22 protein-coding genes are annotated in these 25,581 nt (G+C 71.6%); 12 read left to right on the top strand and 10 right to left on the bottom strand.

The annotated features are described in order from the left end of the window. Positions 1–73: 73 nt before the first annotated feature. The 6 genes from C4K88_RS05890 to C4K88_RS05865 form a co-directional block, all read right to left on the bottom strand. Positions 74–355 (bottom strand): hypothetical protein, encoded by a 282-nt coding sequence (locus C4K88_RS05890; protein WP_104120679.1) that lies wholly within the window; start codon positions 353–355, stop codon positions 74–76. Between the two features lie 145 nt (positions 356–500). Next, positions 501–827, bottom strand: a complete 327-nt coding sequence (locus C4K88_RS05885) for an ArsR/SmtB family transcription factor (protein WP_241521748.1) — start codon at positions 825–827, stop codon at positions 501–503. A 112-nt stretch (positions 828–939) separates the two neighbouring features. After that, positions 940–2,220: an MFS transporter gene (locus C4K88_RS05880; RefSeq protein ID WP_104120678.1), complete on the bottom strand. Its 1,281-nt coding sequence runs from the start codon at positions 2,218–2,220 to the stop codon at positions 940–942. An 88-nt stretch (positions 2,221–2,308) separates the two neighbouring features. Further along, positions 2,309–3,928, bottom strand: coding sequence for an ABC transporter permease (locus tag C4K88_RS05875; protein ID WP_104120677.1), 1,620 nt, complete (start codon positions 3,926–3,928; stop codon positions 2,309–2,311). Further along, positions 3,925–4,878, bottom strand: a complete 954-nt coding sequence (locus C4K88_RS05870) for an ABC transporter ATP-binding protein (protein ID WP_104120676.1) — start codon at positions 4,876–4,878, stop codon at positions 3,925–3,927. The genes C4K88_RS05875 and C4K88_RS05870 overlap by 4 nt, the downstream gene beginning before the upstream one ends. Positions 4,879–4,939: 61 nt before the next feature. Continuing rightward, entirely contained in the window at positions 4,940–7,540 is a 2,601-nt protein-coding gene (locus tag C4K88_RS05865) for a DNA gyrase/topoisomerase IV subunit A (RefSeq protein ID WP_104120675.1), read from the bottom strand. Between the two features lie 122 nt (positions 7,541–7,662). On the opposite strand from C4K88_RS05865, the gene C4K88_RS05860 reads away from it, so the two are divergent. Genes C4K88_RS05860 through C4K88_RS05845 form a run of 4 tightly spaced genes read left to right on the top strand, consistent with a single transcriptional unit; the run spans position 7,663 to position 13,235 of the window. Beyond that, positions 7,663–10,554: a bifunctional acetate--CoA ligase family protein/GNAT family N-acetyltransferase gene (locus tag C4K88_RS05860; RefSeq protein ID WP_104120674.1), complete on the top strand. Its 2,892-nt coding sequence runs from the start codon at positions 7,663–7,665 to the stop codon at positions 10,552–10,554. Positions 10,555–10,612: 58 nt separating this feature from the next. Further along, positions 10,613–11,290 carry a DUF5998 family protein gene (locus tag C4K88_RS05855; protein WP_104120673.1) on the top strand — a complete coding sequence of 226 codons (678 nt, stop codon included), beginning with the start codon at positions 10,613–10,615 and terminating at the stop codon, positions 11,288–11,290. A gap of 6 nt (positions 11,291–11,296) precedes the next feature. Next, positions 11,297–12,505 (top strand): alkaline phosphatase family protein, encoded by a 1,209-nt coding sequence (locus C4K88_RS05850; RefSeq protein ID WP_104120672.1) that lies wholly within the window; start codon positions 11,297–11,299, stop codon positions 12,503–12,505. Next, a complete protein-coding gene (locus C4K88_RS05845) occupies positions 12,498–13,235 on the top strand; it encodes a thymidine kinase (RefSeq protein ID WP_104120671.1) in 738 nt (245 codons plus the stop codon). Before C4K88_RS05850 ends, C4K88_RS05845 begins: the two co-directional genes overlap by 8 nt. A gap of 139 nt (positions 13,236–13,374) precedes the next feature. Here C4K88_RS05845 and sepH read toward each other — a convergent pair whose 3' ends face one another. Next, positions 13,375–14,727 (bottom strand): septation protein SepH, encoded by a 1,353-nt coding sequence (sepH, locus tag C4K88_RS05840; RefSeq protein WP_104120670.1) that lies wholly within the window; start codon positions 14,725–14,727, stop codon positions 13,375–13,377. Between the two features lie 202 nt (positions 14,728–14,929). Between sepH and C4K88_RS05835 the strand changes: the two genes are divergently transcribed. Beyond that, a complete protein-coding gene (locus tag C4K88_RS05835) occupies positions 14,930–15,229 on the top strand; it encodes a DUF4193 domain-containing protein (protein ID WP_104120823.1) in 300 nt (99 codons plus the stop codon). Positions 15,230–15,232: 3 nt separating this feature from the next. Here the strand turns inward: C4K88_RS05835 and C4K88_RS05830 are convergent, their stop codons facing one another. After that, positions 15,233–15,709 carry a DUF3093 domain-containing protein gene (locus tag C4K88_RS05830; RefSeq protein WP_104120669.1) on the bottom strand — a complete coding sequence of 159 codons (477 nt, stop codon included), beginning with the start codon at positions 15,707–15,709 and terminating at the stop codon, positions 15,233–15,235. A 154-nt stretch (positions 15,710–15,863) separates the two neighbouring features. On the opposite strand from C4K88_RS05830, the gene dut reads away from it, so the two are divergent. From dut to C4K88_RS05810, 4 genes are all read left to right on the top strand, one after another. After that, on the top strand, positions 15,864–16,361 hold the full coding sequence (gene dut / locus C4K88_RS05825; protein ID WP_104120822.1) for a dUTP diphosphatase: 498 nt from the start codon (positions 15,864–15,866) through the stop codon (positions 16,359–16,361). Positions 16,362–16,597: 236 nt separating this feature from the next. Continuing rightward, positions 16,598–17,290, top strand: coding sequence for a DUF3710 domain-containing protein (locus C4K88_RS05820; RefSeq protein WP_104120821.1), 693 nt, complete (start codon positions 16,598–16,600; stop codon positions 17,288–17,290). A gap of 65 nt (positions 17,291–17,355) precedes the next feature. Beyond that, positions 17,356–17,643 carry a hypothetical protein gene (locus C4K88_RS05815; RefSeq protein ID WP_241521728.1) on the top strand — a complete coding sequence of 96 codons (288 nt, stop codon included), beginning with the start codon at positions 17,356–17,358 and terminating at the stop codon, positions 17,641–17,643. 10 nt (positions 17,644–17,653) lie between these two features. Further along, positions 17,654–18,421, top strand: a complete 768-nt coding sequence (locus C4K88_RS05810; protein ID WP_104120668.1) for a DUF3159 domain-containing protein — start codon at positions 17,654–17,656, stop codon at positions 18,419–18,421. Here the strand turns inward: C4K88_RS05810 and C4K88_RS05805 are convergent. Next, positions 18,418–19,119 carry a potassium channel family protein gene (locus C4K88_RS05805; RefSeq protein ID WP_104120667.1) on the bottom strand — a complete coding sequence of 234 codons (702 nt, stop codon included), beginning with the start codon at positions 19,117–19,119 and terminating at the stop codon, positions 18,418–18,420. The two genes, C4K88_RS05810 and C4K88_RS05805, sit on opposite strands and share 4 nt — an antisense overlap. Continuing rightward, positions 19,116–19,790 (bottom strand): potassium channel family protein, encoded by a 675-nt coding sequence (locus C4K88_RS05800; protein WP_104120819.1) that lies wholly within the window; start codon positions 19,788–19,790, stop codon positions 19,116–19,118. Before C4K88_RS05800 ends, C4K88_RS05805 begins: the two co-directional genes overlap by 4 nt. Before the next feature lie 102 nt (positions 19,791–19,892). On the opposite strand from C4K88_RS05800, the gene C4K88_RS05795 reads away from it, so the two are divergent. From C4K88_RS05795 to dxs, 3 genes are all read left to right on the top strand, one after another. After that, a complete protein-coding gene (locus C4K88_RS05795) occupies positions 19,893–21,869 on the top strand; it encodes an APC family permease (protein WP_104120666.1) in 1,977 nt (658 codons plus the stop codon). A gap of 11 nt (positions 21,870–21,880) precedes the next feature. Further along, on the top strand, positions 21,881–23,296 hold the full coding sequence (locus C4K88_RS05790; RefSeq protein ID WP_104120665.1) for a class I SAM-dependent RNA methyltransferase: 1,416 nt from the start codon (positions 21,881–21,883) through the stop codon (positions 23,294–23,296). Positions 23,297–23,422: 126 nt separating this feature from the next. Beyond that, positions 23,423–25,396: a 1-deoxy-D-xylulose-5-phosphate synthase gene (gene dxs, locus C4K88_RS05785; protein WP_104120664.1), complete on the top strand. Its 1,974-nt coding sequence runs from the start codon at positions 23,423–23,425 to the stop codon at positions 25,394–25,396. Positions 25,397–25,581: the final 185 nt, after the last annotated feature.

The following is a 25,581-nucleotide window of genomic DNA, read 5'->3' as shown; positions in this document are numbered from 1 at the left end:
CCGACTCTCGGGTCGGTTCGGCGACGATCCTCGACGTGCCCGTCCGTGGTGCTCTTCACCCATGCTGTCCCGCTCAGCGTTGGCGGCGGTTCCGCGCGCGGGCGTAGCGACGGGTCAGGTCGTTCACAGCGAGTGTGGCGATGATGATCGATACCGCGACCGCGGCCAGACCGATGTAGAGCCCGGTGAGCATCGCCATCGGCGAACTCGCATCGGCCAGGAACCGGATCCCGCCGATCGCTCCGACCACCCAGAACAGGGTGACGCCGATGACCGCGATGATGGACGGCAGAGCGCCCTGATTGTCCTTGAGCCAGTGTGCCGGCTGCGCCTTGTCGATCCCCATGAGTGCCATGCTCCAAGTCTCCGGTGACAGTTTCATCAGGGGAGCGACGGACACGTACCGGAATGGTCACGGTTCGGGCCGGGGACGCACCGTGGGGGCTGCGTGGGCGAGCCCGCGATGATCCGCCCGGGTCGCCGCCGGGTCGGGAGACGTCCTAGTCGTGGACGGGTTCTCCGGTCACGCGATGGTCGGCGTGGTTCATACCCTCGAGGATCAGGCGGGACAGGTGCCCGTCCACGATGCTGTAGATGACGTTGCGGGCATCCCGTCGCGTGGAGACCAGGCCGGAGTGCCGCAGCTTGGCCAGGTGCTGGCTCACCGCGGTCCGGTTCGCCCCGGTGGCTGCGACGAGGCTCCCGACGTCGGCGGGCCCCCGGGTGAGGATCCAGAGGAGGTGCAGGCGGGTGGGGTCGGAGAGCATCCGGAAGGTCGCGGCCCCGGCCTCGAGCCGCTCGGCATCGGGTTCCGCCGGGTGGACCAGACTCGGCCGCGCGGGCGCACCGCCCTCCGGGGCAGCCGGCCCGGTCGAGCCGGGGGAGTGTCCGTGCACGCCGCCCACCTTCCCTCGCGTGTTCTGCAGTGATGCCACCAACCTACCGTCGGTCGGCCGTCGCCCAGGTGTCCGGCGACCCGTCCGACGTCGTCCCGTCTCCCGCCGCAGCGGGGGGCCACACCACGACGCCGACGACGGTGCCGGCGAGCGCGAGTCCGCCGAGGGTGAGGGCGGCTGCGGCCTGGCCGGCCGCAGCGCCCACCCAGCCGGCAACGGGGTACGTGATCATGAAGCAGGCATGGGACAGGGAGAACTGGGCGGTAAAGAGAGGGCTCCGGGTGCGGTCGGTGGCGATGCGGCGCAGCAGTCGCGACGACGGGGTGCTGATCATGGACGTCCCAATGCCGAGCACGGTCCACAGGCCGAGCAGGATCGCCCACGAGCTGCCCGTGAGAGGCACGCGGCTCTGCTGGGTCAGGGCGAGGAAGGCTGCGGTGGGCAGTCCGGCCGTCAGCACCGTGGCCCCGATGAGCATGAACGTCCGGTCGGGGGTGCGCTCCAGGACGCGGGGTGCGATGAACGCGACGAGCATGGATCCGGCCCCGTAGAACGCGAGGGCGATGGCGACGTCGGTGTTCTTGCCATCGAAGAGGTCGCGCGCGTAGACGACGGTGTTGACGAGGACCAGGGCCGTGGCGGCTGCGACGACGAGGTTCAGGGCGAGAAGCCCGCGCAGGGATGGTTCCCGCAGGAAGATGCGGCTCCCGAGGGTGGTGCGGTGCAGCAGGGAGCCCTGCTGCCCGGCCGGGGGGATCTCCGGCAACCGGGTCCCGAGGACCATGGCAGCGGACACCAGGAAGCCGAGCATCGTCCCCACGAAGAGGTTGTGGAAGCTCATCACGGTCAGGAGCGCGGCGGCCAGGAGCGGGCTGACCAGGGACTCGAGGTCGTAGGCCAGCCGGGACAGGGACAGGGCCTTGGTGTAGTCCTTCTCCTCGGGCAGCACGACGGGGATGAGGGCCTGGAACGCGGGGGTGAACGTCGCCGACGCGGACTGCAGGACGAACACAAGGACGTAGATCTGCCACACCTGATCGATGAAGGGCAGGCTCAGGGCGATGGCGGCGCGGACCAGGTCCGCGCCGACGAGGACACCCTTCCGGGGGAGGCGTTCCACCAGGGCCGCCATCACGGGGGCGACGAACACGTAGGCGATCATCTTGATCGTCAACGCGGTGCCCAGCACGGCGCCGGCTTGCCCGCCTGCGAGATCGAAGGCCAGCAGCCCCAGCGCCACGGTCAGCAGGCCGGTCCCGAGGAGGGCGACCACCTGAGCGGTGAAGAGATTCCGGTAGGCGCGGCGGCGTAGGACAGACAGCATGGGACACCCGTCTCGAGCAGGGACACGTCCCACCACTATAGGTGCACAAGTGTGCACGCGAATACGTGATGGGCAGCTAGGTGCCCGGTCAGCCCGCCGGGGCGAGGTCCCGGCGGCGCATGAGACCGAGAGCCAGTGCGCCGCCCGCTACAACGGCCGCGAGGAGCCACCACAGACCCTGCACGTCGACGCCGTCGCTGGTGACGGTCGGGGCCACCCCGGTCGGCGACAGACGCACCGCCCAGTCCGGGAAGCCGAAGAGCGGCCCGAACAGGCCGAGCACCATACTGATCAGCACGAGGGCCCACCCGAGTGGGATGGTCAGCCGCGGCGCGACGACGAAGATCACCGCCGTGACGACGACGAACACGGAGGCTGCAGCGATCTGCCCTGCACCGGTCACGGCCACGTCACCCAGGAGGGACCAGTCGCCGTTCCGTGAGGCGAGGCCTGCGGCGGCGCCCACCAGGGCCGCCCCGATCACCACCACGATGCCCACGAAGGCCATGACCATGAAGCTCGCGAGCCACCGGGCGCGGTCCACCGGCGTGCTCAGCATCAGTTCCGCCGTGCCGTGAACCTCCTCCTGGCGTGCCCGGCAGACCGTCTGCACCGCGCAACAGGCCGCGAGGATCCCCAGCATCGTGAAGAAGACCACGACCGTGCCCTGCTCCATGTCCACGCCACCGGCGATCGCCTGCATGATCCGCTCCAGCGCGGGGTTGTCCGCCCCGATATCGCGGATCACCGCGGCAAGGGTGGTCGCGAGGATCCCCGTCACCAGGCCTCCCACTCCCCAGCCGATGATCGAGGGCCGGGACAGGCGGGCGACGAGGCCGATCGGGGAGGACAGCGTCGCGGGAGCCTCGGATCTGCCGTGCCGCTCGGGGACGAAGCTCGCGCCGAGGTCGCGCCTGGACTGCAGCGCGACGGCTACGGCGGCCAGCAGCACGGCGAAACCCGTACACAGCACGATCGGCCCGACGTCGTCCTCGGCGAACGGCCGAGTCTGCTCGCCCCACCCGAACGGTGACAGCCACGTGAGCCACGAGCTCTCGATGCGCTGCAGGTCGGTGCTGGGCGTCCCGAGGGCGTTGCCGATCCCGGCCGCGAGGAACGACAGCATCAGGATCCAGACGGCGAGGGAGTTGGCGCCCGAGGAGGTCCTCATGAGCTGGGCCGCGACGAGACCCACACCCAGAAAGGTCAGTCCCACCGCGCCGGCAGCCAGACCGGACACGACGGACCCCCGGACCGCGAGTCCGGTGGCCGCCAGCGCGACGGCGGTGAGCGAGGCGAGCACGAGGTTGGCCAGGACTCCATGGGCCAGGGTGGCCAGCAGGGGGGCCCGGCGTCCGGCCCGGGTGGCCGCCACCAGTTCGGCGCGGCCGGCCTCCTCGTCGCCGCGCGTGTGCCGCACGGCGAGGAACGAACTCATCAGGGCCGCGAGGAGCGCCAGGAACGGGAAGATCAGGAAGAGCATGAACGCGCCCTCCCCGGCCCCCGACGGCAAGCCGCGGAAGAGCATGATCACGGGATTGGCCATGACTACCGCCAGAATCGACGCGCGGGACTGCTCCGTGCCGTAGGCCTGCCCCACGCTGACATAGGTCAGCGAGGCCAGCAGCGCCGTGCCGGCCGTCCACAGCACCAGCTGCACCCCGTCGCGCCGCAGCCGTTGGCCGAGGAGCGCCGGGAACGCGGTCATCGTGCTGCGGCCTCGCGGCGCGTCCGAGGCGCTCCGCCGTGGTCCACTACGGCGACGTCGTCGCCGTAGTGCCGGAGAAACAGTTCCTCGAGGGACGGCGGCTCGATCCGGAGCCCCTCGACGTGCAGCGCTGTCAGCGCCGGCAGCACGGAGGAGACGCGGTCACTGTCGACGGTGAACCTGGCCCGGCCGTGCTCGACCCGCAGATCGTGGGCGTCCGGCACGGAGGCCAGCGGCGAGGCGTCCGATGCCGCGAAGGACACCTCGGTGCGGGTGAGGTGCCGCAGATCGGCGAGGGTGCCGGACTCCACGACCTTCCCGGCGCGCACGATGCTGACGACGTCGCAGAGCTGCTCGACCTCGGAGAGGATGTGGCTCGAGAGCAGGACGGTCGCCCCGCCCTCCCGCACCCGGGCGATCTCGTGCTGGAACACCATCGCCATCAGGGGATCGAGGCCGCTGGTCGGCTCGTCGAGGATGTACAGCTCGGCGGGCACCGCGAAGGCCGCGATCAATGCCAGCTTCTGACGGTTCCCCTTCGAGTAGGCCCGGCCCTTCTTATGGGGATCGAACAGGAAGGCCTCCATCAACCGTTCCCGCTCGAGGCGGTAGGCGCGCTCATGGCGGTGGACGCCGCGCAGACGGGCGACGAAGTCGATCGTCTCTCCACCGGACAGATTCGGCCACGCACTGACGTCGCCCGGGACGTACGCGATCCGGCGGTGGAGGGCAGCGGCCTCGCGCCAGGGATCGACGCCGAAGACCTCGACCGTGCCCGACGTCGCACGTGCCAACCCGAGCAGGACGCGCGTCGTCGTGGACTTCCCGGAACCGTTGGGACCGAGGAACCCGTGGATCTGGCCTTCTCCGACGTCAAGGTCGAGACCGTCGAGTGCATGCACCCGACCGAAGTGCTTGGCGAGGCCGCGAACCGCTATGACGCTGACCATGCAGGGGAGTGTACGCCCGCTCCCGCACCGTGGGAACGGTCCTGGTACCCGGGGAACCGGCCTACAGCAGGGTGCCCTGACCGTCGTCGGTCGGCTGGACAGTCCGGACCGGTCGGCCGGACGACGACGCCGGCTCCGCGGGCGGAGCGACCGGCTCCGGCACCGCGGGCCGCGTCGCCTCGATCAGGCCCACCAGGTTCGGTCCGACGGCGTCGATCTGCTGGGTGACGGGCACGCCCGAGCCGTCGCGCCGGCCGTGCTCCGTGGGCAGCGCGCGGGTCACACCGTTGGCGGATGCGGCACGCGCCGGGCCGTGGCCGGCCCAGGCCAGGGAGAGCGCCTCCTCGCCGCGGAGGAAGCGGTGCGCCCGCACGCCGGCGGTGGCGCGGCCCTTCACCGGGTACTCGGAGAACTCGGTGATCTTCGCCGACCCCGCGGCGGTCCCGGGCAGCGCATCGCCGGGGGCGGCGAGCGTCACCACGACGCCCTGTCCGTCCCCGGAGGACACCGATCCGAAGTGCAGGACGGCGTCGCCGGCCGCGAGCTTGATGCCGGCCATCCCGCCGGCCGTCCGGCCCTGCGGCCGGACGGCCGAGGCCGGGAACCGCAGCAGCTGGGCCAGTCGGGTGATGAAGACGAGGTCGTCGGCGTCGGCTGCGGCGGCCATCCCCACCACCCTGTCCCTGGGCTTGAGGGAGATGACCTCCCAGTCGTCGCGGTTCAGCGGGTAGTCGGGCTGTACGCGCTTCACGACGCCCTGCGCGGTGCCGAGGGCGACGACCGCGCCCAGCGGGGCGAGCCCCACGAGGCTCTCGCCGCGTTCGAGGGTGATGAATTCCGACGACGGCACCCCGCCCGCCAGGTTCGGGATGCCGGCGGTGGGGGGCAGGGCGGGCATGTCCATCACCTGGAGGCGGATCATCCGGCCCCCCGAGGTCACGGCGCCCACCTCGCCGCGCGCGGTGGAGGCGAGGACGGACCGGAAGGCGTCGTGCTTGATCCGCTGTCCGTCGCCGAAGGGCTGCCGGTCGGAGGTGCGGGCGAGCTGGCCCGACGCCGAGAGCAGGACCCAGCACGGATCGTCGGCGATCTCGAGGGGGAGCACCGCCTTCGCCCCCTTCGCGGCGGGCGCGGGCAGGGCCGAGCCCTTCAGCGGTGCGGCCGCCTCGGACTCGAGCAGCACGGTGCGCCGGGGTGTGGCGAACTGTTCGGACAGCGCGGCCAGCTCGTCGGACACCAGCGTGCGGAGCCGTTCCTCCGACCCGAGGACCGCCTCGAGCTCCGCGATCTCGAGGCGGAGCTGGTCCTGCTCCTTCTCGAGCTCGATGCGCGAGTACTTGGTGAGCTGACGCAGCCGCAGCTCGAGGATGTAATTGGCCTGGATCTCGGTGAGGTCGTAGATGGTCATGAGGCGCTCCCGCGCCGCGGAGGACTCGTCCGAGGCGCGGATGATCTGGATGACCTCGTCGATGTCGACGATCGCGACGAGCAGGCCCTCCACGAGATGCAGGCGGTCGCGCTTGCGCTGCAGGCGGTAGGACGTCCGACGGCGCACCACGAGGATCCGGTGCGTGATGTAGACCTGCAGTAGCTCCAGCAACCCGAGCGTCCGCGGCTGCCCGTCGACGAGGGCCACGTTGTTGATGCCGAAGGAGTCCTCCATCGGCGTGAAGCGGTACAGCTGGGCGAGGACCGCGTTGGGGTTGAAGCCGTTCTTCAGCTCGATCACCAGGCGCAGGCCGTGCTTGCGGTCCGTGAGGTCCACGATGTCCGAGATGCCCTGGAGCTTCTTGGCGGTGACGGCGTCCTTGATCTTCTCGATCACCTTCTCCGGGCCCACCGTGTAGGGGAGCTCGGTGACCACGAGGCCGGTCCTGCGGGCGGAGAGCTGCTCCACCTTCACCGTGGCGCGGGTCTTGAAGGAACCGCGCCCCGTCGCATAGGCGTCCCGCACGCCGTCGAGCCCCACGATCTTCCCGCCGCTCGGGAGATCCGGCCCGGGCACGAAGCGCATCACGTCCTCGAGGGAGGCCTCCGGGTGCGCGATGAGGTGGCGCGCCGCCGCGACGACCTCGCCCAGGTTGTGCGGCGGCATGTTCGTCGCCATGCCGACGGCGATCCCGCTGGCGCCGTTGACCAGGAGGTTCGGGAAGGCGGCGGGGAGCACTTCCGGCTGGGTGAGCTGGTTGTCGTAGTTCGGGACGAAGTCGACGACGTCCTCGTCGAGGTGGTCGGTCATCGTCAGGGCGGGGGCCGCCAGGCGGGCCTCCGTGTACCGGGCGGCCGCCGGGCCGTCGTCGAGCGAGCCGAAGTTGCCATGGCCGTCGATCAGCGGCAGGCGGAGGGAGAAGTCCTGGGCCATGCGCACCATCGCGTCGTAGATGGCGCTGTCGCCGTGCGGGTGGAGCTTGCCCATCACCTCGCCCACCACGCGGGCGGACTTCACGTGGCCGCGGTCCGGGCGCAGGCCCATGTCGGTCATCATGTAGAGGATGCGCCGCTGGACGGGCTTCAGGCCGTCACGGGCGTCGGGGAGGGCACGCGAGTAGATCACGGAGTACGCGTACTCCAGGAAGGACTCCTCCATCTCGGTTTCGACGTCGATGTCGATGATCTTCTCGGTGAAATCCTCCGGCGGTGCGGAGTTCTGGCGCCTGGCCATGTGCGTGGCGGTTCCTCAACAACTCAGGTGTACGGTGCGGTGGTCGGACGGCATCCGCGACCCGGGGATTGTTCCGGCCCGGGTCCCGGTCCGGCCGGGGGGATGCCGACTACCCTGATTCTATGGTGGCAGACGGACAATACCCCGAATACTGGGAGGCCGACGTCGTCCTGCGGGACGGCGGGACGGCCCACCTGCGGCCCATTTCACCCTCGGACGCCGACGCCGTCCAGGCGTTCCACGTCCGCCAGTCGCAGAATTCCATCTACCTGCGGTTCTTCACGTACAAGGCCAGGCTCAGCGCCAAGGAGCTCCGGCGCTTCACCGAGGTGGACCACCGCGACCGCGTCGCGTTCGTCATCACCCGGGGCGGTGACATCATCGGCATCGGCCGCTACGACCGCCTCGACGACCCCCTCGAGGCGGAGGTGGCCTTCAACGTCTCCGACCACCACCAGGGGCGCGGCGTCGGATCCATCCTGCTCGAGCACCTCGCCGCCGCCGCCCGCGAGAACGGCATCTCCCGGTTCTCCGCGGAGGTCCTGCCCGAGAACCGGAAGATGATCACCGTCTTCGCGGAGGCCGGCTACGAGGTGGAGCGGCACTTCGACGACGGCGTCGTGATGCTCAGCTTCGACATCGACCCCACCCGTCGGTCCCAGGCGGTGATGGAGTCGCGCGAGCACCGCGCGGAGGCGAGGAGCATGGCGGAGCTCCTCACGCCGTCGTCCGTGGCCGTGATCGGCGCGAGCCGCGAATGGGGGACCGTGGGCTACGCGCTGCTGGAGCACCTGGTGGACGGCGGATTCACGGGGCGCGTATACGCGGTGAACCCCGAGGCCTTCGAACTGAACGGCATGATCTCCCACGCCTCCCTGGCCGAGATCCCCGAACCCGTGGACCTCGCCGTGATCGCCGTGCCCCAGGACCAGGTGGAGTCCGTCGTCGACGCCTGCGGCGACGCCGGGGTCAAGGGCCTGCTCGTCGTGACCGCCGGCTACGCGGACGACGACGGCGACGGCCTCGCGCGCCAGCGCGCCCTCGTGCACAAGGCCCGGGCGCAGGGCATGCGCGTGGTCGGTCCGGCGTCGCTCGGCCTCGTGAACACGGACCCCGCGATCCGGCTCAACGCCTCCATGGCGCCCGGACTGCCGAAGCGCGGGGCGCTGTCCCTCTTCAGCCAGTCCGCCGGACTCGGCGTGCTCCTCTACGCGAGTGCGCACCGGCGCGGGCTCGGCGTCTCCTCGGTGATCTCCGCGGGGAACCGCGCCGACGTCTCGGGCAACGACGCCATGCAGTTCTGGGAGGACGACCCCACCACGCGGGCCGTCGGCCTGTACTTCGAATCGATCGGCAACCCGAGGAAGTTCTCGCGGATCGCCCGCCGCCTCGCGCGGACCAAGCCCGTCATCGTCGCGAAATCCGACGTCACCGGGCTGCAGCTCCCGCCGGGCCATGCCGTGCGCACCAGCCAGGCGCCGCCCGGAGCCCTCGACTCCATGCTCCGGCAGTCCGGGGTGATGAGGGTCGAGACCACGGAGCAGCTGATGGACATCGCGCAGATCGTGGCGAGCCAGCCCCTGCCCCAGGGCCCGGGCGTCGCGGTGTTCAGCAACTCGTCCGCGCTCGGCAAGGTGGTGGCCGACGGCGTCGTGTCGCAGGGCATGACGGTGGCACGGCTGGACGCCGGGCTGCAGCTCGACACGGGACAGTCCGTCGCCCTGCCCGCCCTCGCCGCGGCGGTGGCGGACGCGCTGCGCGACGACGCCGTCCACACCGTGATCGTCACCACTCTGCCGGCCCGCGGTCTCACCGCGGAGGCCGTGGCCGCGTGCCTGCAGCGGTGCGCCGAGGAGGCCGGCAAGCCCGTCATCGCGTCCTTCACCGGCATCCTCGACGCCCGCGTGCAACTCGACGGGCTCGTCGCCCTGCCGCCGTCGGACGCCGCGCCCAGCGCACCGGACGCACCGGTCGGGACGGCCACCGGGACCGCCGCCGCGCCCACGGTCGCTACAGCGCCTGCCGCGCCCGCGGTTGCTACAGCGCCCGCCGCGCCCACCGCCGCGCGCTCCGACGGGAAGGCGAGCGGGACGGGCACCGGGACGGCGACCGGGCAGCCTGCCGCGGAGACCGACCGCTCCCTGCCCCTGCAGCGCGGACTGCCCTGCTTCCCGAGTCCCGGGGCGGCCCTCGCCGCGCTCGGCGCCGTCGTCCGGTACGCGCACTGGCGCTCCCGCGACCACGGTGAGTTCGTGGACCCCGACGGTGTCGACGCCGACGCCGCGGCGCGTCTGCTGGCGGGCGTGCGGGCACGGGTGGCCGACGTCGAGCTGACGCGCCTGACCGCGGAGGAGAGCGCCGCGCTGATGGACTGCTACGGCCTGCGCCTCCAGCCGCCCGCCCGCTTCTCCACCGCCGACGAGGCGATCGAGGAGGCAGGGCGCCTCGGCTGGCCGGTGGCGCTGAAGACCATGGACGAGAACCTCCGCCACCGTCTCGACCTCGGCGGCGTCCGGCTGAACATCGGCGACGCGCAGTCGCTGCGGAGGAACATCACGCTGATGGAGAAGGTGCTCGCGCCGTTCGGCAGCTTCGGCATGGAGGTGCAGTCCATGGCGCCCTCCGGCCAGGCCTGCAGCCTCCGTGCCATCGAGGACCCGCTCATGGGCCCGGTCATCTCCTTCGGACTGGCCGGCGACGCCGTCAACCTGCTCGACGACTGGGCGCACGCGGTCCCGCCGCTCAGCACGGGCGACATCGCGGACCTCGTGCGCGCGCCGCGCGCGTCCCGCAAGCTCTTCGGCTACCAGGGCCTCCCTCCCGCCGACGTCGCTGCCCTCGAGGACCTCGTGGCGCGCGTGGCACTGCTGAAGGACAACCACCCGGAGATCGCCCGGCTCGAGTTCAACCCCGTGCTCGTCGCCTCGTCCGGGCTCACGGTGCTCAGCGCCGCGATCGACGTCGGCAATCCGCAGCGCCGCACCGACAGTGCGCGCCGTGCGATGCGCGACTGAGGTCCCGCGTGCGCGGGTTGGTTAGGCAGGAGACGGGCCGGTGGGGGAAACTGGGGGAATGACCCCATCGCTTTCCGCACAGTGGCGCGACCTCGATGCATCGCTCGAGCGGGCAGGTTTCTACCCCCGGCTCGTGGCCGACGTCGTCCATGACGCCCTCGACGGCCGGGAGCCGCTCTCGCACGTCGCGCACCTCGAGACGCACTTCGAGCGCACCGAGGTGCACCGCCACATCACGGTCCTCGTCCTCACCGAGGACATGCTGGTCATCACGCACGTGGACGACCAGCAGCTCGACGACGCCGGCGAGCAGGTCATGGCCCAGATCTCCACCGAGTCCGTGCCCGTCAGCCAGATCCGCTCCGTGGTCCTCAGCTACCTCTACGCCCAGCCGCAGGACTACAAGCCCACCGACCAGGTCCGCGAGATGACGCTCGCCATCGCCTGGTCCGGCGGGCAGCGCCTGGACATCGGGCCGGCCAGCTGCGGGGACCCGCAGTGCGACGCCGACCACGGCCTCACCGGCACGATGGCGCAGGAGGACATCGTGCTGCGCGTCAGCGCCGAAGCGGACGGCGCGCAGGCGGTGCAGAACGCCAAGGGGTTCGCCCGGGCGCTGCGCAAGGTCAACACGGCGAGCCCCGTCGCCGGCGGGTACATCGCCGCGCCGGACGTGACGCCGCGGCGGCAGCTCGGCTTCGGTGGGCGGTTCACTCGGGCGCACCACCAGCGGTAGCGCTCGATGCCTTTCCGCCACAGGGAACCCCTGCCCGCTCCGCCTGCCTACGGTGCGTCCACCGTCGCCGAGGTGATGACGAGCGCGGCCGCAGCGCTCGGGGTGGACGGCTTCACCAACGCCCTCGGCCTGCCCGCCTCGCGGCGCATCGCCGTCGTCATGGTGGACGGCCTCGGCATGGCGCTGCTGCGCAGGTACGCCGCGCACGCCCCGTTCCTGCGGGAGAGCCTCGCCTCCGCGCGGATCCTCTCCTCCGCCTTCCCCTCGACGACGGCGGCGTCGCTGGCCAGCCTGGGTACCGGGCTCGCCCCCGGGCAGCACGGCATGGTGGGCTACGACGTCCTCGACCCCGCCCAGGACACCGTGGTCAACATGCTCGGACGGTGGGACGCCGCCGTCGATCCGCTCCTCTGGCAGCCGCACCCCACGGTCTTCGAGCGGGTGTCGGGGCAGCTGCCCGTCGTCACCGTGAGCCACCCCCGCTTCGAGGACTCGCCCATGACCCGCGCTGCGCTGCGCGGCGGGGCCTTCGCCGGGGCGGGCACCATCCACACCCAGATCGACACCGCCGCCCGGCACCTGGCCGCCGCGCCGCGCATGCTCATGTACTTCTACGTCAACGACCTCGACAAGGCCGGACACCGCTGGGGCGTCGAGTCCCCGCACTGGCTGCGCGCCCTCGAGGACCTGGACGCCGCGCTGAAGCTCCTGGCCCGCCGCGTGCCGCCGGACACCCTCCTGCTCCTGACGGCGGACCACGGCATGGTGGACATCCCCGCATCGCAGCGGATCGACTACTCCGGGCATCCCGACCTCCTCGAGGGCGTCGCCCACACGGGCGGCGAACCGCGGATGCTCCACCTCTATCTCGCCCCGGACCTCCCGGCCGAGGACCGCGACGCCCTGGCGCTGCGCTGGCACGAGGCCTACGGCTCCCGCGCGTGGATCCTGACGCGGGACGAGGCCGTCGCGGGAGGCTACTTCGGGCCGGTCCGCGACGAGGTGCTCCCGCGCATCGGGGACCTGCTCGTGCTGGCGAGGGAGGGCATCGCCCTCATCGACGGCCGGCGCGTGCAGCCCACCGCCTTCGAGATGGTGGGGCAGCACGGTTCCCTGACCCGGGCCGAGCGCGACATCCCGCTCATCGTGCTGGCGAAACCCGCCGCCCCCGGCCGCTCCCAGGGGAACCGCGGCAGGGGGGCGCGCCGTGGCTGAGCTCCTGTTCTTCTCCGGCACCATGGACTGCGGGAAGTCGACCCTCGCACTGCAGATGGACCACAACCACAAGGCCCGGGGGCGCCGGGGCGTGCTCTTCAGCTCCCACGACCGCGCGGGGGAGTCCATGATCTCCAGCCGCCTGGGGCTCCAGGTGGCAGCCGTCGAGGTCTTCCCGGAGACCGACTTCTGGATCGAGCTCACGCTGCGGCAGACCATGGGAGCGCGGATCGACTACGTGATCTGCGACGAGGCGCAGTTCTACACGGTCGACCAGATCGACCAGCTGGCGCGAGTCGTGGACGAGATGGACATCGACGTGTTCGGGTTCGGCATCACCTCGGACTTCCGCACGCGGCTCTTCCCCGGTTCCCAGCGGCTGATCGAACTCGCCGACCGCGTGCAGGTGCTGCAGGTCGAGGCGCTGTGCTGGTGCGGCAAGAGGGCCACCCACAACGCCCGGACCGTCGACGGCGTGATGGTGGTCGAGGGGGACCAGATGGTGGTCGGCGACGTGGACCAGCCGATGGACGACGACGCCCCCGCCGTCGTGCGGCGTCCCGCGGACCCTTCGGTGGGCGGGGAGCCGGGCCGGGACCCGGTGGTCGGGTACGAGACCCTGTGCCGACGGCACCATATGCGCCGGCAGACCTCCCGGACGTCGCCGTCGCTCTACTCGAACGAGGACCCGCTGCCCTTCGAAGCGGAGCGCGAACCCGGCAGGCTCTGACGATCGGCCCGCACCAGGAGGACTGCCCCGGAGGAATCGCGCGCGAGCAGGCCGCCCAGCCGCGCGGAGCCCGTCGTCCCTACGGGCCCCTCCGCTTGGCCGGCACTACTCGGTTGCCGGCACTATTCGTTTGCCGGTCCTACTCGCCCTTGCGGCCGAAGACGATGTCGTCCCAGCTCGGCACGCTCGAGCGCTTGGGCTTGACCCGGCGCTCGGCCGCGACGTCCGCCCCGTCCTTGCCGGCCTCCTTCGCGGGATCCTTGGCAGCATCCCTGCCCGAGCCCTTCCCGGCAGTCCCGGGCGCGTCCCGGCCCGTGCGGGGAGCCTGGCCGCTGCCACGTCCCGACCCTGCCGGCGGCTGGAGCCGGCGGGCAGGCTGCGCGAAGACGCTGATCTCACGGGTGTCCGTGCTGACCCCCTCGTAGAGTCTCGGCGACCCGTCCTCGTGGAGGGCCTCGCCCTCCTCGGTCCCCGCATCGCCGGGGAGCGCGCCGTCCACGGGATCCGGTGCGAGCGCGAGCCCTGCGGCGTCGTCCTGTCCTGTCCGCGTGTCCTGGTCGGCGCTGCCCAGGTCCCCGTCGGTGGCGGTCCCGGCATCCCGGGTCCCGTCGTCGTCCCGTGGATGGGCGGCCGGGATGCCACCCCGCGTGAGGAGTTCCGCGAGGGCGTCGTCGCCGTCCTCGTCGGCGCCGAGGCGCTGGCCGCGGCGTGAGCGCAGGACGTCCAGCAGGCCGTCCTGGTCGGCCGGAGTCGGTTCGGGTGCCTCCCCGGCCTCCGCCTCGAAGTCGAAGACACGGTCCGCCACGGCGCTGAGCCGGCGGGCGGGCAGCGGGCCGTCGAGGGGTTCGAGCTCGCTGAGCACCTGCGCCCAGCGGTTGCCGTTCACGACGGTCTTGCGGGTGGGGTTGTAGGTCCACTGCGCGGGCGGCTGCTCACCGAGATCCACGGTGGAGCCCTCGGGCAGGTCGAACGAGGCCTCCACGTGCCAGGAGCCGTCCTGCCGCCGCCACGAGTCCCACTCGAGGGACGCCGGGTCCACCCCGTAGCTCTGCACCCGGTAGGCCACCATGTCGCCGAGGAGGGCCGGGTCGTCACCGAAGGCGGACCGGTAGCCGTCATGGCTCGGGAGCGGTGTGGCCACCTCGACGCGCTGTGCGAGGTAGGCCAGATAGTCACGCTCGGCGCGGACGGGGCCCTCGTAGCGCTGCACGTGGGCCAGGTCGAGGCCCGATTCGGCGGCGACCTGCTCCGCCGTCGCCCCCGTCCGGATGCGCGCCTGGATGTCGCGGGGAGTCAGGGGGACCGGGGGCTTCGGCGGCTTCGGACGGGCAGGGCCCGGCGGTGCCTCGCGGATCGCGGCCGGGGCGTCGGCGGGGGCACTCGCACTGCGCAGCGCGTCGTCGATGGGCAGCCGGTAGGACGCGCCCTCCTCGCCGCTCAACAGCAGATGACCACCGTCCTCATGGACACCCACCAGGCGTAACTCCTGCATCAACATTCCTCCAGCCGACAACGATTCCTAGATGAAACTGTGCCACTGAATGGCGACCATTCCTACTACGTGATCAGGCGTGGCGGTCCCGGGCGCCGTGGCGGGCACAAATCGGGAGGCCGTAACGTTATGGCAGCCGTGGGCAGACGACCCACGGGGAACCGGGCAGGATCCGGACGGTATGGAGCGTGAGAAGGCAGATATGGCGACAGACTACGACGCGCCGCGGACGACGGTCGACGACGACACCCGCAGCGACGAACTGAAGGCACTCGATGCGCGGGCTGCGCTGCAGACGGTGGTGATCGACGAGGACGAGCTCGAAGCCGCCGACTCCTTCGACCTGCCCGGCGCGGACCTCTCCAGCGAGGAGATCGCGGTGCAGATCCTCGCGGCCCAGGCCGACGAGTTCACGTGCGCCTCGTGCTTCCTCGTCCGGCACCGGTCGCAGATAGCCCTTGACCGCGACGGGCAGCTGTACTGCATGGACTGCGAGGGCTGAGGCTCAGCCAGCCAGGGCGGCAACGAGGCGTTCGGGGGTGCGGGAGGACGCGAGCCAGTAGGGTGTGCGGTCCTCGGGGTCCGTGACCTCGATCCTGACGACCGGGGAGATCCAGCCCCTGATGCACAGGTAGGCGAGGCCGTTCAGGCCCGGGCCGCGCTGGTAGGTGGCATCCTCGCCGCCGAACCAGTCCACCGCCCCCAGGTACTCCCGCTCGATGGTCGCCCGGCCCACGGTCAGGGTGGTCGGGGTGACCGTGATCCGCGGCGTGGAGAGAATCAGCAGAGTGAAGACGATGATCGCGACGACGACAGCCACCGCGTACCCGACGAACATCGAGATGGGGGCGAACATGATGATCGTGGCGGCGGAGAAGCCTGCCGCGATGAGCCAGATCCAGGGTGAGGGCCACAGGCGCTCGTCGTAGAGGACGGTCTGGTCGGGTGTGTTCTGGGGGGCTTCCCCGGGCGCGCTGGACATGACACCAGCATTCCACCCTTTGGCCCGGGTCTCATCCCGGCGCCACCTTGCCGTCCCGCCCGCCGGGGCGTCCCCTGGCTGTCAGGTGGGTCACGGGCAAAGGGGCTAAAGTGGGGTGCTGGTCACCGGATAGCTCGCGTTGGAGATGCAGTTCATGGGTACACAGCAGGACCTCCCGGTCCAGATCCTTATGCTCGACGACGGCCTCGAGCCCCCCGCGTACGCCACCGACGGCGACGCGGGCGCGGACCTGCGCACCGCCGTCGATCTCGTCCTCGCACCGGGCGAACGCGCGCTCGTCCCCACGGGCGTGGCGATGGCGCTCCCGTCCGGCTACGTGGGGCTCGTGCATCCGAGGTCCGGGCTCGCCGCCCGGCACGGGCTGACGATCGTCAACGCACCGGGAACCGTCGACGCCGGCTACCGCGGGGAGATCAAGGTCTGCCTCCTCAACACCGACCGGCTCGAGCCGGTCCGCCTCGCGCGGGGCGACAGGATCGCCCAGCTGGTCATCCAGCGCGTCGAACGTGCCGCGTTCGCCGTCGTCGACCGGCTGCCCGACAGCGCCCGCGGCACCGGAGGCTTCGGGTCGACCGGCGGCTTCGGCAGTCCCGATCCGGCCTCCGCCGTCGCAGCGCCCGCGGGCGGCTGACGCCCTCCTCCGTGGCGCAGCAGCGGCCACCGAAGATTCCACCATCTCGTACACGCCATCAGGAAAGGAACCCGGACATGGCTTTTGGGCGCCTCAGGAAGAAGAAGCAGGACGACGCCGCCGACGCGTCGGAGCAGCAGGGCCAGGACGCCGCGGCTGCGCCGGGCGGAACGGAGGAGAGGACTGCCGCGGCCGGGACCGACGACGCGCCCGCCGGCGCTCCCGCTGCTGCAGGTATGCCCACGGACGCCGGCGCCGCCGCGCCCGGCGCCGCGCCGGCCGCCGCCCTCGTGTCCAGTGCTGATTACGACCGCGCCGCCCACGGCCCGTTCGACCACTCCGAGCAGGACACCGCGAACGGCTACATCGACCTCGGCGCCGTGCGGATCAACGCGGCCGAGGGGTTGCAGCTGCGCCTCGAGGTCGAGGAGCGCAGCAAGCGGGTCATCGCCGTGACCCTGGACCTCAACGGGTCCACCCTCCAGCTGCAGGCCTTCGCCGCGCCGAAGACGGAAGGCCTCTGGGACGAGATCCGGGAGCAGATCGGCGCCTCGGTCGGATCCCAGGGCGGCACGGTCGAGGAGCGGCCCGGCAGGCTCGGCACCGAGCTGTTCGCCAAGCTGCCCGCTCAGACCCCCGACGGCCAGGCCGGGTACCGGGTGGCCCGGTTCGTGGGCATCAACGGCCCCCGCTGGTTCCTGCGGGGCGTATTCGGCGGCCCCGCAGCCCTCGAGCCGACGGCCGCGGCGCCCATGGAGCGGCTCTTCCGCAGCGTCGTCGTCGTCCGCGGCGACCACCCCCTCCCGCCGCGCGAACTGCTGCCGCTCAAGCTCCCCAAGGAAGCCGCGGCAGGCGCACCGGCTCCCGCTCCTGCACAGCCCGACCTGAACCCGCTCGAGCGCGGCCCCGAGATCACCGAGACCCGCTGATCCCCGTGCCCGCCGTGCCGTCCCTGCGAGGTCCCGCCGACCCCGACGGCCGGGGGACCACTCCCGTGCCAACAGCCCTGCCGCACCGCGGGAGGATCAAAGCCCAGGGCGTGGTGACCAGCCTCACCATCGCACCCGCGCTGTCCCCGCCGTCCTTCAGCGTCCTTGCCCGGATCGACTGGAACGGTGCACGGCAGGCCGTCCGGATCATCTGGATGGGCCAGCGGCGCGTGCCGGGCGTCGAGGCGGGAATCGCCCTGCGGTTCGAGGGAATGCTCACCACGGTGGACGGCATGCCGACCGTGTACAACCCCCGCTACGAGATCATCGGCAGCCCGGACGAGAACGGATGAGGACCCCCGCATGAACCACCCGATCGAGGACCCCGACGCCCACCGGCGGCTGCCGGACGACGCCCGCCCTGCCGGGGATCGCCCGACCGACCCGCAGGCCGGCCCGACGGCGGCGGACCTCGCCAGGCAGTACGCCGCGAAGTCCGGGGTCAGGCGCACCGAGTCCGGCCAGATCGACGTCCTGTCCTCGGTCGGGGGCGTCCAGGGGCTCGCCGAGAGCATTGCGCCCGGGCTGGTCTTCACGGTCCTCTTCACCCTCACGAGGGACCTCACGATCTCGCTCGTCGCGGCGCTGGCGGTCGCCGCCGTCTTCACCGTCCTCCGGCTCGTCTCGAGGAAGCCGCTGACGCAGGCCCTCGCCGGACTCATCGGCGTGGCGTTCTGTGCCGTCGTGGCCCAGCGCACCGGCAACGCCGAGGACTTCTTCCTGCCGGGCTTCTTCATCAACGGCGGGTACATCATCGCGATGGCCGCCTCGGTGGTGTTCCGGTGGCCCTTCGCCGGGCTGCTGTTCGGCTTCATCCGCAACGAGGGCATCGAGTGGCGGAAGGACCCGGCACGCGTCCGCGCCTATGCGACCGCCACCTGGATCATCGTGGCGGTGCTGGCGCTGCGCCTGGCCGTCCAGGTGCCGCTCTACCTGGCCGGGAATGTCGCGGCGCTGGGCTCCATGCGGGTGGCCATGGGCCTGCCGCTGTACGCGCTCGGCCTCTGGCTCGCGTGGATCATCTCCCGCCCCCGCCCGGTCGCGGCCGGCGGGCCGTCCGCCACCGGCTAACCGTACGGCTGGTCGTCGGCGTCGTTCCGGTCGTCGTCGGTCCGGGCCGAGAGTGCCACACGGAGCTCGTCCTCGGCGGCGATGGCCGCGAGGAAGAACACCTCGTCGCCACCCTCCACGAGGTCGTCCGGGCTTGGGGTGATGGGGGAGTCGTCGCGCAGGATCGCGACGACGGCGCAATCCTCCGGCAGGCTGAGGGAGCCGATCGTCTCGCCGACGAGCGGGGAGTCCTGGGGAACGGTGAACTCCACGATCGATGACACCCCGGTCTGCAGCGTCAGCAGGCGCACGAGGTCGCCGATCTCCACGGCCTCCTCCACCAGGGCCGTCATGAGCCGGGGCGTGTTGACTGCGACGTCCACGCCCCAGGAGTCGTCGAACATCCAGTCGTTCTTCGGGTTGTTCACCCGGCCGACCGTGCGTCCCACACCGAATTCGCTCTTCGCGAGCAGCGACACCACGAGGTTCACCTTGTCGTCGCCGGTCGCGGACACCACGACGTCGGCTTCGTCGAGCCGTGCATCCTTGAGGGTGGTGAGCTCGCACGCGTCCCCGATCAGCCACTTGGCGCCCTTGAGTCCGCTGCGCCCGATCACCTCGGGCTTCTCGTCGATGAGCAGGATCTCGTGCTTGTTGCCGAGCAGTTCACGTGCGATCGACGAGCCGACACTCCCGGCTCCGGCGATGACGACCCTCATTGGTTCTCCTCCGTCGGCGCGGCGGCGAGGATGCGCCCGATCTCGCCCGTCGCTGTCGTCTTCATCATGGCGTGCAGGATGTCGCCCTGCTGGTAGCTCGTGTCGCGGGTGGGCAGGATGCCCTCGCCGAAACGGGTGAGGTACGCGATGCGGACGCCGCTCGCGTCCTCGATGCTCCTCAGCGACCGGCCCAGCCACGCATCGCTCAGTGCGAGTTCGGCGAGGATCAGCCGCCCGGAGGTCTCGCGGAAGTCGCCGTTGATGGTCTGCTCCGGCAGGATCCGCCGGAGCACCTGGTCGGCGCTCCACCGCACGGCGGCGACCGTGGGGATGCCGAGACGCTGGTAGATCTCCGCGCGTCCCGGGTCGTAGATGCGCGCCACCACGTGCGGGACGTGGAACGTCTCACGCGCCACGCGGGTCGCGAGGATGTTCGAGTTGTCCCCGCTGGACACGGCGGCGAAGGCGTAGGCGTCCTGGATCTCGGCGTACTTCAGGGTCTCCCGGTCGAAGCCGACGCCCGTGACCTTGCGGCCGCCGAAGGACGAGCGGAGACGGCGGAACGCGCGGTCGTCCTGGTCGATGATCGCTACCGAGTGGCCCGATTCGTCGAGTGTGTGGGCGAGGCTGACGCCCACCCTGCCACAACCCATGATCACAAAATGAGCCACCGAGGGCACCCCTGATTCCTGCTGTAGATCCTGCCGTTCCGAGCCGTACCAGCACCAAGCCTAGTGGCTGGCCGGACGCCCGGACGCGCTAGTGTTTGGGGCGTGCTGACTTTTCTCGAAGCCGTCAAGCGGGTGCTGGTGGGCAAGCCCTTCGCCAGCGACAGGCTGAGGAACAGGAGCCTGCCGAAGCGCCTCGCCCTGCCCGCGTTCTCGGCCAGCGCACTGTCGTCGGTCGCCTACGCCCCGGACGAGATCCTCCTGACCCTCGCCCTCGCCGGTGTGGCCTCCGTGGCCATCTCGCCGTGGGTGGGCCTCGCCGTGATCGCCGTCCTGCTGGTCGTCGTCGCCTCGTACCGGCAGGCGGTCCACGCGTACCCCTCCGGCGGGGGCGACTACGAGATCGCGAAGCGGAACCTGGGGCCCCGGGCGGGCGCCACCGTGGCCTCGGCCCTGATGGTCGACTACCTGCTCACCGTCGCCGTGTCCGTCTCGGCGGCGGCCCAGTACGTCGTCTCGATCGCCCCGGCGCTGGAGGACGTGCGCGTGACCCTCGCCGTCCTGGGCGTGGCGGTGCTCGTGCTGCTGAACCTGCGCGGTATCACGCGGGGCGTCCGCGCCCGGGCGGTCCTCACCTACGGCTTCCTGGCCGGGATCCTCGCCCTGTGCATCACAGGCGCCGTCCAGGCCCTCACCGGGACCCTGGCCGACGCCCCGAGTGCGCGCTTCGAGATCGTCCCGGATCCCGCGCTCGACGCCGGCCTGGTGGGGCTCGCGGGCGGCCTCCTGATCCTCCGGGCGTTCTCCGCGGGCGCTGCCGCCCTCACCGGGCTCGAGGGCCCCGGCTCCAACGTGCCGCGCTTCGAGAAACCGCGGTCCCGGAACGCGGCGACGACGCTCCTGATCCTCGGCCTGGTGTCCTCCGCGATGCTCGCGGGCGTCATCTACCTCGCCAACGCCACGCGCGTCCACGTGGTGCAGGACCCCTCGGCGCAGCTGCTGCTCGACGGCGCCCCCGTCCCCGCGGACTACATCCAGGCGCCCGTGGTCAGCCAGCTCGCCCGCACCGTGTTCGACGCCGGCTCACCCCTCTTCTACCTCGTCGTCGCCGCGACGGCGCTGATGCTCATGCTCGCGGGCCACGCGGCCTTCAACGCCTTCCCGGTCCTGGCCTCCATCCTGGCGACGGACGGATACCTGCCGCGGCAGCTGCGGACCAGGGGAGACCGCCTGACCTTCAGCAACGGCATCCTCGCGCTCGGCCTCGGCGCCGTCGTCCTCATCCTCGTGTTCCGGGCGGACGTCACCGCCCTGGTGCAGCTGTACATCGTCGGGGTGTTCGTCTCCTTCACGGCCGGACAGCTGGGGCTCATCCGGCACTGGAACAGGCTCCTGCGCAGCACCGTCGGCAAGCAGAACCGGTGGACCATCCACAAGTCCCGGGCCATCAACGCGCTCGGCTTCGGCCTCACGGCGGCGGTCCTCGTCGTCGTCCTCGTCACCAAGTTCGAGTACGGCGCGTGGATCGCGGTCCTCGCCATGGCGGTCCTGTTCGTCCTCATGCGCAGCATCAAGAAGCACTACGACGCCGTGGCGGCGGAACTCGCGATCGACGACGCCGTGCGCCTGCGTGCCCTGCCCTCACGCGTCCACGCCGTGATCCTCGTCTCCAACGTGCGGAAGCCCGTGCTGCGCGCCCTGGCCTTCGCCCGTGCGTCCCGGCCCTCCCGGCTGGACGCCATCACGGTCGACGTCGACGCCGAGCAGACGCGCCGGACCCTCGCCGACTGGGACAAGTACGAGATCCCCGTGCCCATCACGGTGCTCGCCTCGCCCTACCGGGACACCATCAGCCCGATCCTCGAATACATCCGTTCGATCCGCCGGGATTCACCCCGCGACCTGATCGTGGTCTACATCCCCGAGTACGTGGTGGGAAAGTGGTGGGAGCAGCTGGTCCACAACCAGACCGCCCTGCGCATCAAGGCGCGGCTGCATTTCGTGCCCGGGGTGATGGTGGCCAGCGTGCCCTGGCAGCTCGCGTCCTCCGACGCGGCCCAGATCTATCAGGACATGAAGTAGGAAGAAGCCCCATGAGCGACGCCGTCCGAGCCTCCGATCCCTCGACGCCGGAAGAGCGGCCCGAGCACACGTCCGCGCCCGCGCCCGCCGGAGAACCCACCGAATCCGCGGAGCCCGCAGGGCCCGCCGTCGACCTGACCGCGGAACTGACCGTCGGGAAGGCCGCCCACGGCGGCCACTTCGTGGCCCGGCACGAGGGTCGCGTCGTCTTCGTCCGGCACGCCCTGCCGGGGGAGCGCGTCCGTGTCCGGTTCACCGAGACGGACGACGCCGCGAGCTTCTGGCGCGCCGACGTCGTCGAGGTGCTCGAGGCCTCACCCGCCCGCGTCGCCCACCCCTGGCCCCTCGCCGATGCCCTGAAGGCCGCCGCCCGGGGGCGCGCGGCCGTCGGCGGCGCCGAATTCGGGCACATCGCCCTCGACGAGCAGCGCCGGCTCAAGGGCGCCGTCTTCGAGGAGCAGCTCTCCCGCCTGGCGTCGGTCGACCGCCCGGTGACGGTGGAACCGGCGCCGGGGGAGGCACCCGACGGCCTCGGCTGGCGCACCCGTGCGGCCTTCGCCGTCGACCGCGCCGGCCGGCTCGCCATGCACCTGCACCGCTCCCACGACGTCGTCCCCGTGCGCGAGATGCCCCTGGCGGTCGCGGCCGTCAACGACCTCCGGCTGTGGACGCTGGAGCTGACCGGCATCGAGCGGGTCGACGTCGCCGTGCCGTCCGGCGGGGGCGAGCCTCTCGTGCTGCTGGTGCCCGCCGCGCGGGCCTCGCCGCGCCGCGTCGCAGCCGTCGCGTCCTCGATCGTCGGAGCCTCCGTGGGCGTCCTCGACCCCGAGTCCGGGCAGGTGCGGCGCCTGACGGGCCGCACCTGGCTGCAGGAGAGCGTGCTCGGCCTCGACTACCGTGTCACCGGCGCGGGCTTCTGGCAGATCCACCGGGGCGCGCCCGAGGCCCTGGTCACGGCGGTCCTCGACGGGCTCCGGCCCGCCGCCGGAGACCACCTCGCCGACCTCTACGCCGGCGCCGGGCTGTTCACCGTGCCGCTCGCCCGCGCTGTCGGGCCGGAGGGCTCGGTGCTGTCCGTCGAGGGATCCCCGGGCACGAGCCGCGACGCGAAACGCAACCTCCACGGCTCCGAGCACGTCAGCATCGTCCAGGGCCGGGTGGACGCGGTGCTCGGGCGCTGGGCCGAGCCCCTTGACGGCGTCCTGCTCGACCCTCCGCGCGCCGGCGCCGGCCGGAAGGTGGTCCGGCAGATCGTCGAGGCCCGCCCGAGGGTCGTCGGCTACGTCTCCTGCGACCCGGCGTCCTTCGCCCGAGACCTCGGCTACTTCCTCGCCGCAGGGTGGTCGCTCGACACACTGCGGGTCTTCGACCTGTACCCGCACACGCACCACATGGAGTCCTTCGCCCGCTTGACCCCTCCCGCCTGACGCGTCGGCGCGCCCCACCGCGGCGCATACGCCCGCGGATGGCACCCTGCCGGGACCCCGAACGTTAGAGTTAAGGATCATTCGGGGTGGCTCCGCCGCTCCGCCGAACGAAGCAAGGAGGCGCGGATGGGACTCTTGGAGACGATCCACGGCCCACAGGACCTGAGCAAGCTCAGCGAAGCGCAACTGACGACCCTCGCGCAGGAGATCCGCACCTTCCTGGTGAGCAACGTCTCGCGCACCGGCGGTCACCTCGGCCCCAACCTCGGGGTCGTGGAACTCACCCTCGGCATCCACCGCATCTTCGATTCGCCGCGCGACAGCATCGTCTTCGACACCGGGCACCAGTCCTACGTGCACAAGCTCGTGACCGGGCGCCAGGACTTCGGCACGCTCCGGCAGGAGGGCGGGCTGTCCGGGTACCCGTCCCGGGCGGAATCGGTGCACGACATCGTGGAGAGCTCGCACGCCTCCTCGTCGCTCTCCTGGGCGGACGGCATCTCGCGGGCCCGCGTCCTCAGCGGCGAGGGCGACCGCTACACCGTGGTCCTCGTGGGCGACGGAGCCCTGACCGGCGGCATGGCGTGGGAGGCGATCAACAACATCGCGGCGGACAAGCGGCGCCGCGTGGTGATCGTGGTCAACGACAACGGGCGCTCCTATGCCCCGACCATCGGCGGTGTCGCCGACTACCTGGCGTCCCTCCGCCCCACCCTCGATACGGTCCGGACGCACCGCGTCTACGAGCGCACGCTGGACCGGGTGAAGAACCGCATGCAGAACGGCGGCCCGATCGGCGAGTTCAGCTACAAGAGCCTCAACGCCCTGAAGAAGGGCGTCAAGGACTGGTGGGCGCCCCAGGGCCTCTTCGAGGACCTCGGGATGAAGTACGTGGGCCCGGTGGACGGGCACGACCAGTCCGCCGTCGAGCAGGCCCTGCAGCTGGCCAAGAAGTACGAGGGGCCGGTGATCGTGCATGCGATCACGGAGAAGGGCCACGGCTACGCGCCCGCCCGGGCCCACGAGGCGGACCAGTTCCACGCCGTCGGCATCATCGACCCCGAGACCGGCGAACCCGTGGACGGCGCCGGGTCGCAGTCCTGGACCTCCGTGTTCGCGAACGAGATCGCCGACATCGCCGACGAGCGCCCCGACATCGTGGGCATCACCGGGGCCATGCTGATCCCCGTGGGACTGCACCGCTTCGCGGCCCGGCACCCGGACCGCGTGTTCGACGTCGGCATCGCGGAGCAGCATGCCGTCACCAGCGCGGCGGGCATGGCGTACGGTGGGCTGCACCCGGTCATCGCCCTCTACGCCACCTTCCTCAACCGCGCGTTCGACCAGCTCCTCATGGACGTCGCCCTGCACAAGGCCGGGGTGACGGTGGTCCTCGACCGCTCCGGCGTGACCGGCCCCGACGGCGCGAGCCACCACGGCATGTGGGACTTGGCGCTGCTGCAGGCCATCCCCGGCCTGCACCTGGCCGCACCGCGGGACGCGTCCCGGCTGCGCGAGGAACTGCGCGAGGCCGTCTCGATCTCCGACGCTCCCACCGTGGTGCGGTACTCCAAGGGCTCCGTGGGTGCCGAGGTGGACGCCGTCGAGCGCCTCGAGGACGGCGTCGACGTCCTCGCGCGCCGGCCGTCCGGCTCGCGCATGAACGACGTCCTGATCGTCAGCGTGGGTGTGATGAGCGAGCTGGCGCTGGACGTGTCGGGCAGGCTCGGCGCGCAGGGCATCAGCTCCACGGTCATCGACCCCCGCTGGCTCCTCCCGGTCCGCCGCTCGGTGATCGACCTCGCCGCGGAGCACCGGATCGTGATCGTCATCGAGGACGGCGTCCGCGCCGGCGGCGTGGGGTCCCGGATCCGCCAGGAGATGCGGTCCGCGGGCGTGGATACCGCCCTCAACGAGGTGGGCCTGCCGGTGGAGTTCCTCGACCACGGGTCGCGCGGGCAGGTCCTCGAGCGGGTGGGACTGACGGCGCAGCAGATCACGCACGACGTCGTCGCGCAGGTCCTCGGCACGAAGGTGCCCGTGGCGCGTCCACTCGCCGACGACCACGCTCCCGCGACGGACCAGTTCCCGCGGAGCTGACGGGCCGTCCCCGGCGCGAGTCCTGCGCGGGGGACGCCTCCTGCGGGAGGGTGGTGTGAGACAATGACGAAGGCTGGCGAGGGAACCACATTCCTCCGCCGGTCCAGTGACAGGCTTCCGTTCCGCAAGCGATGCTCCCGTCCTACCGAGTCCGCCCGTCGGCGGAAGTAGGCGGAATCCGCCGG

This window comes from Arthrobacter pityocampae, from assembly GCF_002927275.1.
Lineage (GTDB): Bacteria > Actinomycetota > Actinomycetes > Actinomycetales > Micrococcaceae > Arthrobacter_D > Arthrobacter_D pityocampae.
The sequence above is the reverse complement of the archived record's forward strand: the minus strand, read 5'-3'. Positions and strand labels throughout refer to the sequence as shown.

Excerpts from the sequence above, each read along its gene's own strand:
- sepH (WP_104120670.1), bottom strand. The coding sequence starts at position 14,727 with ATGCAGGAGTTACGCCTGGTGGGTGTCCATGAGGACGGTGGTCATCTG.
- C4K88_RS05790 (WP_104120665.1), top strand. The coding sequence starts at position 21,881 with ATGAGCGACGCCGTCCGAGCCTCCGATCCCTCGACGCCGGAAGAGCGG.
- dxs (WP_104120664.1), top strand. The coding sequence starts at position 23,423 with ATGGGACTCTTGGAGACGATCCACGGCCCACAGGACCTGAGCAAGCTC.
- C4K88_RS05805 (WP_104120667.1), bottom strand. The coding sequence starts at position 19,119 with ATGAGGGTCGTCATCGCCGGAGCCGGGAGTGTCGGCTCGTCGATCGCA.
- C4K88_RS05860 (WP_104120674.1), top strand. The coding sequence starts at position 7,663 with ATGGTGGCAGACGGACAATACCCCGAATACTGGGAGGCCGACGTCGTC.
- C4K88_RS05880 (WP_104120678.1), bottom strand. The coding sequence starts at position 2,220 with ATGCTGTCTGTCCTACGCCGCCGCGCCTACCGGAATCTCTTCACCGCT.
- C4K88_RS05810 (WP_104120668.1), top strand. The coding sequence starts at position 17,654 with ATGAACCACCCGATCGAGGACCCCGACGCCCACCGGCGGCTGCCGGAC.
- C4K88_RS05830 (WP_104120669.1), bottom strand. The coding sequence starts at position 15,709 with ATGTCCAGCGCGCCCGGGGAAGCCCCCCAGAACACACCCGACCAGACC.
- C4K88_RS05890 (WP_104120679.1), bottom strand. The coding sequence starts at position 355 with ATGGCACTCATGGGGATCGACAAGGCGCAGCCGGCACACTGGCTCAAG.
- C4K88_RS05870 (WP_104120676.1), bottom strand. The coding sequence starts at position 4,878 with ATGGTCAGCGTCATAGCGGTTCGCGGCCTCGCCAAGCACTTCGGTCGG.
- C4K88_RS05855 (WP_104120673.1), top strand. The coding sequence starts at position 10,613 with ATGACCCCATCGCTTTCCGCACAGTGGCGCGACCTCGATGCATCGCTC.
- C4K88_RS05875 (WP_104120677.1), bottom strand. The coding sequence starts at position 3,928 with ATGACCGCGTTCCCGGCGCTCCTCGGCCAACGGCTGCGGCGCGACGGG.
- C4K88_RS05835 (WP_104120823.1), top strand. The coding sequence starts at position 14,930 with ATGGCGACAGACTACGACGCGCCGCGGACGACGGTCGACGACGACACC.
- C4K88_RS05850 (WP_104120672.1), top strand. The coding sequence starts at position 11,297 with ATGCCTTTCCGCCACAGGGAACCCCTGCCCGCTCCGCCTGCCTACGGT.
- C4K88_RS05820 (WP_104120821.1), top strand. The coding sequence starts at position 16,598 with ATGCCCACGGACGCCGGCGCCGCCGCGCCCGGCGCCGCGCCGGCCGCC.
- C4K88_RS05865 (WP_104120675.1), bottom strand. The coding sequence starts at position 7,540 with ATGGCCAGGCGCCAGAACTCCGCACCGCCGGAGGATTTCACCGAGAAG.
- dut (WP_104120822.1), top strand. The coding sequence starts at position 15,864 with ATGGGTACACAGCAGGACCTCCCGGTCCAGATCCTTATGCTCGACGAC.